Annotated in this window: 12 protein-coding genes; 3 read left to right on the top strand and 9 right to left on the bottom strand. The window is 26.0% G+C overall.

Going from position 1 to position 12,665, the window contains the following annotated elements; translation table 4 throughout:
- Positions 1–65: 65 nt before the first annotated feature.
- A complete protein-coding gene (locus tag ACQH23_RS08040) occupies positions 66–1,733 on the bottom strand; it encodes a ribonuclease J (protein ID WP_425377926.1) in 1,668 nt (555 codons plus the stop codon).
- A gap of 340 nt (positions 1,734–2,073) precedes the next feature.
- Between ACQH23_RS08040 and coaD the strand changes: the two genes are divergently transcribed.
- Positions 2,074–2,496, top strand: a complete 423-nt coding sequence (coaD, locus tag ACQH23_RS08035) for a pantetheine-phosphate adenylyltransferase (RefSeq protein WP_425377925.1) — start codon at positions 2,074–2,076, stop codon at positions 2,494–2,496.
- Between the two features lie 230 nt (positions 2,497–2,726).
- On the opposite strand, the gene ACQH23_RS08030 is transcribed toward coaD, so the two are convergent.
- From ACQH23_RS08030 to ACQH23_RS08010, 5 genes are all read right to left on the bottom strand, one after another.
- Positions 2,727–2,966, bottom strand: a complete 240-nt coding sequence (locus ACQH23_RS08030; RefSeq protein ID WP_425377924.1) for a hypothetical protein — start codon at positions 2,964–2,966, stop codon at positions 2,727–2,729.
- A gap of 387 nt (positions 2,967–3,353) precedes the next feature.
- Positions 3,354–4,028 (bottom strand): 5'-methylthioadenosine/S-adenosylhomocysteine nucleosidase, encoded by a 675-nt coding sequence (gene mtnN / locus ACQH23_RS08025; protein WP_425377923.1) that lies wholly within the window; start codon positions 4,026–4,028, stop codon positions 3,354–3,356.
- A 4-nt stretch (positions 4,029–4,032) separates the two neighbouring features.
- Positions 4,033–5,130, bottom strand: a complete 1,098-nt coding sequence (locus ACQH23_RS08020) for a nicotinate-nucleotide adenylyltransferase (RefSeq protein WP_425377922.1) — start codon at positions 5,128–5,130, stop codon at positions 4,033–4,035.
- 51 nt (positions 5,131–5,181) lie between these two features.
- Entirely contained in the window at positions 5,182–5,904 is a 723-nt protein-coding gene (locus ACQH23_RS08015) for a hypothetical protein (RefSeq protein ID WP_425377921.1), read from the bottom strand.
- Positions 5,905–6,069: 165 nt separating this feature from the next.
- A complete protein-coding gene (locus ACQH23_RS08010; RefSeq protein ID WP_425377920.1) occupies positions 6,070–6,456 on the bottom strand; it encodes a hypothetical protein in 387 nt (128 codons plus the stop codon).
- Positions 6,457–6,806: 350 nt separating this feature from the next.
- Here ACQH23_RS08010 and ACQH23_RS08005 point away from each other — a divergent pair.
- Together ACQH23_RS08005 and ACQH23_RS08000 are read left to right on the top strand one after the other, a co-directional pair.
- A protein-coding gene (locus ACQH23_RS08005) for an IS3 family transposase (RefSeq protein ID WP_425379331.1) occupies positions 6,807–7,921 on the top strand; the annotation gives its coding sequence in 2 pieces (ribosomal slippage) (positions 6,807–7,053 and positions 7,053–7,921; 1,116 coding nt in all).
- Between the two features lie 18 nt (positions 7,922–7,939).
- Positions 7,940–8,742 (top strand): IS5 family transposase gene (locus tag ACQH23_RS08000; protein WP_425377919.1). Its coding sequence is split into 2 segments (ribosomal slippage): positions 7,940–8,309 and positions 8,309–8,742, totalling 804 coding nucleotides; the frame shifts between segments, so codons are not numbered across the junction.
- A gap of 1,068 nt (positions 8,743–9,810) precedes the next feature.
- Here the strand turns inward: ACQH23_RS08000 and ACQH23_RS07995 are convergent.
- The 3 genes from ACQH23_RS07995 to ACQH23_RS07985 form a co-directional block, all read right to left on the bottom strand.
- Positions 9,811–11,229: an NADP-dependent glyceraldehyde-3-phosphate dehydrogenase gene (locus tag ACQH23_RS07995; RefSeq protein ID WP_425377918.1), complete on the bottom strand. Its 1,419-nt coding sequence runs from the start codon at positions 11,227–11,229 to the stop codon at positions 9,811–9,813.
- Positions 11,230–11,542: 313 nt separating this feature from the next.
- On the bottom strand, positions 11,543–12,139 hold the full coding sequence (locus ACQH23_RS07990; RefSeq protein WP_425377917.1) for a DDE-type integrase/transposase/recombinase: 597 nt from the start codon (positions 12,137–12,139) through the stop codon (positions 11,543–11,545).
- A gap of 260 nt (positions 12,140–12,399) precedes the next feature.
- Entirely contained in the window at positions 12,400–12,663 is a 264-nt protein-coding gene (locus ACQH23_RS07985) for a transposase family protein (RefSeq protein WP_425377916.1), read from the bottom strand.
- Positions 12,664–12,665 lie beyond the last annotated feature (2 nt).

The following is a 12,665-nucleotide window of genomic DNA, read 5'->3' as shown; positions in this document are numbered from 1 at the left end:
TACTTTAAATATGACCATACATTTAAAAGTTTCAAATATTTATCTACTATAAATATATCATAAAATTAAATTTCATTCACAATTGCTAAAATAATTGGTGTTTTCCCAGTTTCCGTTTTAACAAATGAACTAATTGTTGATCTAATTTCATTTTTAACTTCATTAATATCATACATTTCCCCAACGGTAACTTTTTTATAATGTTTTTCAATAATATCAATGATAACTTTTTGCATTTTACGGAAAATATCATTATTTTCTTGAATATAGATTACTCCTCGCATTTGCGTATCAATCGAGGAAACTAACTCTTTTGTTTTGCTATCAATTGAAACACCAATAATAACAACACCATCAGTTGCTAATTGTTTACGTTCATTTAAAACCACGGCACCAATATCACCAACACCAATTCCATCAACATATAAATCAGCTGTTTTAACTTTATTAGATGTTTTCTTATATTCACCATCAATAAATTCAAGTCCTTCTCCATTATCAACAATAAAAATATGTTCTGGATTAATCCCAGCTTCAATTGCAGACATTTTTGCTTGCACAAAGTCTTTATATAACCCTTTTACTGGAACAAAATATTTTGGTTTAATAATTGAACTCATTAATTTAACATCTTCATAACTTGCTGTCATTGTTCAAACTTTTTTGTCTGATAAAACAATGATTTTAGCAACAGTTCGTGCTAATTCATCTAAAACATTAGCATGGTTTAATTCACTGCCTGGATTTGGTGGTGTTGCCAAAATAATTGTGTCACTTTCTTTAATATCTAAAATATCATCATTTCCTGACGCAATTTTAATTAAACGACTATATAATCGTTCACCACTTCCAGTTACAATAATTAATGATTTCTCTTCTTTAACGGCTTCTTGTAATCCTTTTAAATTAATCCCATTAAAGTTTAGTTTTTTACTATCCGATAATACTTTCAATGATTCTAATAATGTTTGACCATAAATTCCAACGGAAATATTATTTTCCCGTACTAAATCAAATAACTCACTAATTTTGTGCAAATCTTGATCAAAACAAGCTAAAATAATCCGTCCCTCTGTTTCTTTCACGGCACGTTCAATGTAGTTTTTAATTTTATGGTTTGGAGCTGTATAACCACGACGCGAAACTGATGAAGCCTCTGATAAAAATAATAACACTTTATTTTTATCAATAATTTGATTTAAATGTTGAAAATCAGTTGCAAAGTTAGGATCAGTTTTTGCATCAAAAATATAATCACCAGTATAAATAATTGTCCCATTTGGCGTATGTAAGGCAAACCCAAAACTATTTGGCATATTTGTTGTTGTTGAAAAAACTTCAACTTTACATGACCCAAAATAAAGGATATCCTTTGCATTAATAAGATTAAAACACTCTTCTTTTCCTCGCACTTTAAAGCGTTGCAAATGGAATTTTAAAATATTACACGCTAAATCACTTCCATAAACTGGTAATGCTAATTCTTTTAAAATATAAATAATTGCTTCAGAACATTCATTCGAAGGTTTTGTAATAAAAACTCCCTTAATTCGGGCACGGTTCTCCTTTAAATAATCAAAATTTGGAATTACTACATCAATTCCTAAAATTCCTCGTTCCGGGTTTTTTGTTCCTGCATCAAAAATAAAAATATCTTGTTCTACTTCAATACAATATAAATTTTTACCTCGCTCGTCTAATCCACCAAGAGCGAAAAATTTAATTTTTGCCATAATTAAAATCGTCTACTTTCTATTCCTTTTTTATTAATTAATACTTATTTACATTTTATTTCTTAAATGCATTTATATATTTTTCTCTTAATAAATCTAATTTCTCTAAAAAATGTAATCTTAGTCATTATACATTACTATTAAAAAAATATCCAAATAATCGGAAAAATATCATATTGCTATTATAATAACACACTTTTTAAGTTAAAATAATAATATTCTTCTTTAACTTTGTAGAAAACTCTTGATATTTTAATAAAACCCAATAAAATAAAGGTTTTATTAAAATATCAAGAGTTTTCTACAAAGTTAAAGATATTTAAAAGGATGTGAAAAAAGATTGAAAGCAATTTTTCCCGGTAGTTTTGACCCAATCCATGAAGGTCATCTTAACATTATTAAAAAAGCAGGGGCTTTATTTTCTAAGTTATATGTTGTTATTACTAATAACTTAGAAAAGCAACAACAAACAGATATTAATATTCGTGCTAAGCAAGTTGCTCTTGCTTGCCAAAATCTTAACTTAAATGTGGAAATTTTAATTAATGATCAAATGTTAACTAGTGATTTTTCCAAACAATTAGGCACTAAATACATTATTCGGGGGTTACGGAATAATAATGATTTAAAATATGAAATGGAACTAGCTTTTGCAAATAAACAATTAAATCAAAATCTTGAGACAATTTTTTTTATTGCTGACTATGGACTAAATGAAATTTCCTCAACCTTTTTAAATCAAATTAAGCGGTTAAAAAAATAAAAAGAAATATTGTTTAGACTGCACCCTGTTTAGTAAGTATTAATAAACAGGGTGCAGTCTAATACCAACACAAAGGTTTAACACCCAACCAACAAGCAACGGTATTATATTTTAACATCTAAAAAAGTTAAAGAACAATAATAATCTTCCATCAAATTCGTTTTCAAATTGTCATATTGATGATTTTTTTTTACTTTATCAAGAGTTTTCAACAAAATTAAAACACTGCATTAAGTTGTTTTATAAAATCAAAGTTTAAAAGAACCAGTTTTATCATCAAAGATAATTTTTGAATTTTCTAATTTTTTATAAAACCGCGTTTGTTTTTTATCTTTTGTACGATTTAATAAATCTTTATGTTTTTCACAAGTTCATAAAACTTTATTTGATAAAAATTCTTCGGTAATGAATGATATTGATTTATAGCAATTATCAACATCACAGATTGTTTGTTGCTTATTAATTTCCATTACTTACTCCTTCCTTTAATATTAAGTTTTTTCATTTATTAGCCAAATTAATTAACTAAAACAGAGAAGGAACAACACCTTAAAATTGGAGAAAAAAAGGTACACTTTGTAAAGATTTATAAGATATTTAATAAATGTGTAAACAACTTTAAGTTAACGAAAAAGTTGTAATAAAAAGTTTCTATTTTAAGAGTTTAAGATGCTGCCCTTTCTCTGAATCAATAAATAACTTGGTTTTATAAATAAAAAAACAACCCTTTTTATTTAACAAGAGTTGTTTTTTGCCGCTTCATCGTACATGATACATAATCTTCCACCAAATTCGTTTTCAAATTATCATATTGATTATTTTTTTTATTTTATCAAGAGTTTTCGACAAAATTAAAGCTAATTATTAAATAATTCTTTACAAATTAAATCCCGAATTAAAATATCAGCTTGTGCTAAATTTTTGTTAAATTGACTAGTTGAACTTTTTTTATCTGGTTGTAAATAATCTGTAACAATTTTAATACTAACAATTGGAATATGGTATTTTGCAGCGACTTGGAAAAACGCATTCCCTTCCATATCTACAACATCAATTTTATTTTTGAATTTAGTTTTAATATGGTTAAAATACTCTAATTTATCAAGAAAAATATCACTGCTTCCTAACACAATTTGTTTAATTTTAGAGACTTTTGTTGTTATTGTTGTTAACAATTTTGGGTCACTATGATAACTAGCGGCTTCACCAGGAATTTGGCCCATGCTATAACCAAATTCCTGCGCATCAGCAAAAGTACAATAAGATTCTGTAATCGCTAAAACTGCCAATGGTTTAATTGCTGCTTTTAATGATCCAACTGTACCAATATTATAAATTGCTTTAATTGCATAATCATTAATTATTGTTGTTAAAGTCATTGCTGCATTTACTAACCCAATCTTACTAATTGCAAATAACCAATCACCTTTTTGATATAACTTAATATGGGAATATTTAACAATTTCGGTTGGTTGTAAAGCATTAAGGGTTGCTGATAATTCTTCTTTCATTGCACTAATAATTAAATTCATTTCTTTATTTATCCTCTCTCCAATGTTGATAAGTTAATTGAATGTTCTTTCCTAAATGTTCAAGACCATGTTGAGCCACTGCTCACTCAAATTGAGCGACTAACAATTCTTGAAATGCTTTTTTTAAATCTTGTTGGGCTAATGTTCGATAATAATCAATCTTCGGATAATCTCGTTCACAACTAATTTTATCAGCAACAAATATTAACATTTCAAACATTGTCATCTGTGGTCAACCAACAGTATGTCACTTAACTGCTGATAAAATTTCTTCATCAATAAATAATAAATCATATTTTAAATGACAATAATCAGTATAAGAGTGTCACGTTGGCAAGGGCTCTGATAAAAAAGATGGTAAATATTTTTTTAAATACGCCTGTTGTTTTTCTTCTGTTCATTGTTTTGTGACATCATGATAAGTCCCGGAAATTAAAGCTTTTTGCGGATCTAAATGATAAATTAACGCTAATTCTTGTGCTTTTTGACCAACATTTAAACAATGTTGATAGCGTTTCGCATCCATATTTTGTTTTAAACGTTCTGGCAAATATAATAAATTATTATTAATATAATTAGTAATCATTGGTAATTGCAAAGCTATATTTTTTCCTTCGCGTAACATTGTTGATGATAAATTTAAATTATCATGAAATGGAATTAAAATTGGTTGATATTGTTTTAAAATTGCTTGATCAATCTTTTCATTTCGCTGAAAAATAATAAAAGTTTGCATTTTTGTTAATTCCTCAATATTATTTCATTTATCTAACGTCGCCAACTGATCAGACCCAATCATAAAATAAAATTGATGATTAGGAAATTGGTGTTGTAATTTTAAAACAGTATCATAAGTAGTGCTAGGCTTTTTATTTTCTAATTCAATCGCATTAATTTTAACATATGGTAAACTACTAACTGCTAAAGTAATCATTGCAAGACGATCATTAACTGGTGATAGTTTCCGTGTTTTAAACGGATTTTGATTTGTTGGAATAATTCAAATTTCATCAATATCTGTTTTTGTTTTAACAAGATTAATCATTGTTAAATGATCAGTATGAAAAGGATCAAAACTACCACCAAATAAAGCTATTTTCATCGATTTTTCCTCTCCAATCTAAAATTAAAATAAACAAAAATAAAGGGAAAATTATTCATCTTTATTTTTAATTCCCAACTCAACTAAAACATCTTCCACTGTATCACGAACAACTTGTTGAAATTGTTCAACAGATAAAGTAATGGTAAGATTATCTTTTTCCTCAATATTATTCAAAGGATTATTTGGTAATTTTTGTTTTAAACTCGTAATTTCTTCTTTATCGCCAGTAATTGTAATTTTATTTTTTTTCCCTACTTTGTTATTCTTTTTTACTTCTAATGGTTCACCATTTTGGTTTAATTCTAATTTATCATCATCACGATGAAAAATTTTAATTCGTTCCATAATATATGTCATACGATCATTAAAATTACGTTCTTTAATACGATTTAACATTTGTTGAAATTCATTTGGTTGGATTTGGGAACTATCACATAAATTTTTTAATTGTTCTAAGCGTTCTAATAAATTTTCATGTTCATTCACATTATTTTTTTCTTTGTATTTATTGATTTGATGACGAGCATTTTGCACAAGATAATGGATATTGTTAACATCTTTTGATTCTTGTTTTAACTCTTGTTCTTCATTATCTTTTATTTCCGAATTTGGTGATTTTGTTGGTGTTATTGATTTAGCTAAATCATTTGTAAATGGTTCATCGATAAAAATAATCCCGCTAAATCCTTCAATTTCGTCATCAAAAGTATTAACTGTTGCTAAATTTACTATTCTTGCATCGGTTTTTTTTCGTCTTCATCATTTAAACATATCTCTTGCCTCTAATTCTATATATATTATATAATAAACTATTAAAATTTCTTTTTAATTTTGTTCTTTAATTTTGTTGAAAACTCTTGATAAAGTAAAAAAAATCATCAATATGACAATTTGAAAACGAATTTGATGGAAGATTATTATTGTTCTTTAACTTTTTTAGATGTTAAAATATAATACCGTTGCTTGTTGGTTTGGTGTTAAACCTTTGTGTTGGTATTTTCATTTTCAGAGATTTAAATAATTTTGAATGTTAGTAAAACCTAAACCATGATAATGAACCAAGGCTTCTTTAAGACTTGCTTGTAATTTACTAATTTTATTTAATTTTCGATAACTGGCATCAGGATTTATCCTAGTTTTAGTGGCATATAAAGTAGAACTTGTTTGTTTTGCTACTAATAAATATAATGGTTGCATATTAGAAATAATAATGGAATTTTTGTTAATTAATTTTGTATTCATATTTTCAATAATTCACTGTTTTTGTAATCGTTTGGTATTAGTGGATTGAACAAAAATATTATTATTAGTATCAACCGCCATTTGAATACAACATTTAGTGTTAGTGGAAAATGGATCAAGATTAGTTTTTCGTTTATCAAATTTATTTTTAAAATTACCTTTATGGATTTCTTTAATAAATGTTTCATCGATTTGTATTTGGCCATTTAATTTTTTAAATTTTAATTAAGTATTTTATAATTGTTTTGATTGCATTAATTTTTGACGATTATAAAATACTTAATTAAAATTTAAAAAATTAAATGGCCAAATACAAATCGATGAAACATTTATTAGACTTCTTGCGACACTATGATTGGATAGGTTACAATAAGTTGGACCATATTTATGTGGACTTTCAAATAAAATATAATTATGAAGAAAGTAGGAATATAAAAATTGGAAGAAATTCATACACCGATGAATTTAAAAAACAAATTGTTTTACTTTATCAAAATGGTAAAACCATTCTTGAAATTTTTAAGGAATATGGGATGTCAAAATCAGCCGTATATCAGTGAATTGAAAAATTAAATAATTATGGATCTTTTAAAGCAAAAGATAACCGCACTGTTGAAGAAAATGAACTGATTGCCTTGTGGAAAGAATTAATCCAATTACGAATGGAAAACGACATTTTAAAGCAAGCGGCACTGATAATTGGCAAAAAATAGAAATTATTAACAATAATAAAGAAAAATATTCCGTGCGAAAAATGGGTCAAATATTAAAGATAGCAAAATCAACATATTACTATCAAATTAATAAATACGCTACGGTTGATGTTAATAATTATGAACAAGAAGTTATCAGTGCATTTAATGCTAGTCGCAAAATTTATGGAGCTCGTAAAATTAAAGCTATTTTAACCAGAAAAGATATTATCTTATCGCGAAGAAAAATTCGCCAAATTATGATTAAAAATCAGTTAGTATCTAAATACACCAAATTAAAATATCGTAATCATAAGTCAATGGTTAATAACGACGAAATTAGCAACGTTTTAAACCGTGAATTTAATAATAAACAACCAAATGAAGTTGTTGTTAGTGATTTAACATATGTTCAAGTTGGTGCTAAATGACATTATATTTGTTTATTAATTGACTTGTTTAATCGTGAAATAATTGGCTATAGTGCCGGGACAAACAAAACAGCCCAACTAGGACAAAAAGCCTTTTATTCAATTACAAGACCATTAAATCAAATTACGTTATTTCATACTGACCGGGGTAATGAATTTAAAAATAAAATCATTGATAATATCTTAAATACTTTTAACATCAAACGATCATTAAGCAATAAAGGCTGTCCATACGATAATGCTGTAGCTGAAACAACTTACAAAAGTTTTAAAACGGAATTTATCAAGGGGCAAAAATTTATAAATTTAACCCAATTAAAATACAAATTATTTGACTTTGTGCATTGATATAACAACATTCGAATTCATGGTAGTTTAAATTATTTAACACCTGTTGAATTTAGAAAACAACAGTCCATATAAAAAGTGTCCTAAAAAGGGTTGCCAATCCAATTATTACTATTAACAGGAATAAAACAAAATACTTTTAATAAAATGTTAGATATTTTAAAAGAAGCCGAGTTAAAAAAATTTAAAAAAGGCGGAAAAGATAATAAATTATCATTAGAAAATCGTTTATTAATGACTTTATCATATTGAAGAGAATACCACACTTATTTTCATCTTGACAAAAGTTTTGGCATTAGTGAGAGTAATTGTTATCGTAATATCAAATGAATTGAAAACACTTTAATTAAACATCCTGACTTTCAACAACTTGATGGGCAAAAAACATTAATAAATAAATATTTTAATGATAAAACAATTATTATTGATGCAACCGAAACAGCAATCCAACGCCCAAAAAAAGACAAAAAAAATACTATTCCGAAAAAAAGAAAAAACATACTATCAAAACACAAATAATCATCGAAAAAGAAAACAAAACTATTATTGCAACAAATTTTGCTTGTGGTAAAACCGATGATTTTCGTTTATTTAAAGAAGCAAAAATACCGCTTTTAAAAGCTAGCAAAGTAATAGTTGATACAGGTTATCAAGGCTTGCAAAAAATGTATCGGAATGTTTTGATTCCGCATAAAAAAACAAAGCAAAAACCTTTAAATAACGAACAAAAACAGCATAATAAACTAATTTCACAAATGAGAATCGTTATTGAAAATGTTTTTGATATCCTTAAAAAATTTAAAATTATTACTGAAAAATATCGCAATCGTAGAAAAAGATTTGCTTTAAGATTTAATTTAATTGCTTCAATCTATAATTTTCAATTGTTATTATAAATAAGACAAGAAGTTGAATGAAAATTAACTTTAAATAATAAAATCATTTTTTGTTGTGCCAAAATAATGCATCGCTTATAAAGGCTATAAGAATTAAATTAATAAGAGGTATAAATTCCTATTTGTATTTTTTCTTTATGAATTAATTTGCAATGATTATCATAGTATCGCAAGAAGTCTAATAAAAATGTTGCTTCATAACTTTTGCCAGGAAAATGCAATTGAATTTTTGAAAAATTTAACATAATTTTTAAATTTTTTAATAACTTAGTTATAATTATAAATGTAATTAAGGTAAGGTGTAAATATGACTCAAAGTCATCAAAAGGAACAACAACAAATTATTCAGTATGTTTTAAAAATGATTAGTTTGAAGACAGTTGATTTAAAGTTATTAAACCCAAATATTACATAGCAAGATGTTACTAATTATTTATTAAAAATAATTTTAATTGATAAAAAAATCATTGATGTTAGTGATGCAGCTTATTATATTTTTAATATTAAACTTAATCGGATTATTGAATTTATGAATAATCAAAAAATTACTGATCCGTATTTATCATTAGATGATTTTAAAGATATGTTTATTAAATAATAAATAATAACTTTAATTTTGTCGAAAACTCTTGATATTTAATATTTAATATTTTAATAAGACCTTTATTTTATTGGGTTTTTAATAAAATGGACTTTTTACAAATTTCTATATTTTATAAATGTTTTTTTAGACTGCACCCCAAAAAGTAAGTAAAGAAAAAAAGTCTTTGCTAAACTTTAAAGGAGGTGCGTTTTTATATGGCAAGAAAAGGACAAAAATTTAATAAATATACAGCAGATTTTCGAAAACTGATAGGACAAGAGGTTAAAAATAATAGTATAATTTTTATTGCAAAAAAATATGCAATTAATCTTTAATTTTTCAGAAAACTCTTGATATTTTAATAAAATCCTTATTTTATTGGGTTTTTTATAAAATATATTTCTTTAAAATATCTATATTTTATAAGGGTTTTTGACTTTATCAAGAGTTTTCGACAAAATTAAAATTAGGTTTTAAAAGAAAAGTTAATAATTAATTACTAACCCTTTAAAACGAGTAACGGAATTAATTGTTTCTCGAATTCCTTGGACCCCTTGTCCTGAATCATGAATTCCTAAAAATGGGAAAGAATCAGGACCACGTTGTGTTCGTCCATTAATATTTACTGTTCCCGTTTCTAATTTATTTGCAATATTAAAAGCGGCATTAATATTTTTCGTAAAGATACATGCTTGTAATTTAAAGTTTGATTCATTTGCTAAAGTAATCATTTCCGCGACATTTTTACAACGAATAATTGGTAAAACTGGCCCAAATGGTTCTTCTCATGCTAAGCGCATTGCTGGGGTAACATGATCAATTAAAGTTGCACTAAGTAAGTTATCTTTTCGTTCATTGCCAATAACTAATGTTGCTTTTTTGGCTAAAGCATCATCAATTAATTCTTGGACAAATTCAGCTGCTTTTAAATCAATCACTGGGATAATGGCCTTATTATCTAATGGCGAACCTGCTTCCAACTTGCTAACTTCTGTTTTTAATAATTTTACTAATTCATCCGCAACAGTTTCATCAATGAATACACGTTTTATGGCCGTACAACGTTGCCCAGAATAAGCATAAGCTCCAGCAATAATCTCTTTTACTGCTTTTGTTAAATCAGCATCTTTCAATACTAAAGCGGGATCTTTCCCTCCTAATTCTAATACTAAGTCTTTACTATGTCCTAATGTCCGAATATGATTACCAACGGCAACTGACCCAGTAAAGGAAATAACATTAATTTCAGGATTTAAAACTAATAAATCACCAATATCACGGCCACGTCCAGTTACTACATTAAAAACACCTTTTGGAAAGCCAACTTCATGGGCTAACTTTGCCATATATAACCCTGTTAAACTACCATTTGTTGCTGGTTTAAAGACAACACTATTTCCTACCACCAAACTTGGGGCAATTTTAGCAACACTTAAATTAACCGGATAATTAAACGGGGAAATTGCTAAAACAACACCTTTTGGAACGCGCGAAAAAATTCCCATTTTGTTTTTAACATTTCAACCATCACCAGTTAATGTTTCAGGAAAAATTCGTTTTGCTTCTTCAATTGTATAATCAATATATTCAATACTACGTTCTACTTCTACTTGTCCATCTTTTAAACTTTTCCCAACTTCATACGCCATAATTTTAGCAAGTTCGGTTTTATGACTCGCTAATAATTCTGCTCATTTACGAAGATAACTAATTCGTTCAAATAAGGTTAATTTTGCTCATCCTTTTTGCGCTTGGCGCGCTGTTTTAAAAGCTTCATTAATTTCTTTCTCTTTTAAAGCTGGAACACGACCATACGGTTTATTATTAATTGGTGAAATTATTTTTAATCAATCCCCATTGTTTACTAATTCACCATTAATTAATGCATTTAATTCCAAATTCATTTCTAACGCCTCTTTTCTTCTTGCATCACTCTATTCATATTTTATGCTTTTTTTAAAATTAGGCGCTGTGTAGATACAAACGGCAAATTTATATCTTGTTAAATTAATAATAAAATATTTTTAATAAATTGCAAGTATTTTTTCAAAAAAAATATTTTTTTGTTATCTCATTTCATTTTAAGTACATTTAAGCACACTAAAAATAATTTATTAATTTGTATCATGTACGATGAAGCGGCAAAAAAACAACTCTTGTTAAATAAAAAGGGTTGTTGTAGACTGCACCCCGTTTAGTAAGTATTAATAAAAAGGTTTACAAACTTTTATTTATTATATCTTTTTCTTTTTGGTTTGAATATCATTTATTTCATTTTTTAACATCATTAATATATTCATTATGAGATTTATAATTTTTATTATGGATTGTTCCTTTTTTAAGTAATGAATGAAAACTTTCAATAATAATGTTGTCTGCACAATGATAATTTTTACCCATTGAAATTATAATTTTGTTATCTAAACATTTACTATTATAATCTTTAGATGTATATTGATATCCGTGATCTGAATGAATTATTGTTTTATTTAGATCTTTTTTTATTTTTTTAATTTTATTAATTGCAGCATTTAAATTATCAATTACAAGTTTGTTATTATTAAATTTTGATCATTTTACATCAATAATTTCTTTAGTATATCCATCAATTATTGTTGATTGATAATGTTTTTTACCATTTCAAATTAAATAAGTTACATCAGTAAATAAAATTGAAAATCTTTCTTTAATATCATTAAAATTACGATTTACTAAATCAGGATATTTAATTATATTTTTATTTCTATTTTGTTTTATTAATATTTTTCTACGCATATGCTTTACATATTCAGCTTGAATATTATTTTCTTTCATAATTCGTAATACTTTCTTAGCATTATAAACAATGCCATAATCTTCTTTTAAATATTTGGTAATTCGACGATAACCAAATTGTTTTAAATTTTCTTCATAGACTTTTACAATATTTTTTAATGGTTCACTATCCTTACCATTACTTGAATAATTTTTATATTTATCTCAATAACTACGCTTTAAATCTGTTACATCAAGTAATAAATTTAGTGGATATTTATTAATGTTTTCTTTGATAAAAAATACAATTTTTATTTTATTTAATTGTAAAAGTCATGAAGCTTTTTTAGTAATTCATACCTAACTTTGTAATAGTTTAAATCTCTTTTTCCTCTTTTTTCTTTTGGACCTTTATTGGTATTTAAAATTCCTTTCTTAAAATTTTCATACCATGAAGCAACAGTTTTTTTATTAATTGCATATTTTTTTGCAATAAAACTTATACTATTATTTTTAACCTCTTGTCCTATCATTTTTCGAAAATCTGCTGTATATTTATTAAATTTTTGTCCTTTTCTTGCCATAT

The sequence above is a fragment of the Spiroplasma endosymbiont of Polydrusus pterygomalis genome, assembly GCF_964030635.1.
Taxonomy (GTDB): Bacteria; Bacillota_I; Bacilli_A; order Mycoplasmatales; family Mycoplasmataceae; genus Spiroplasma.
Note: the sequence above shows the minus strand (reverse complement) of the source record. Positions and strands in the feature narration are given on the sequence as shown.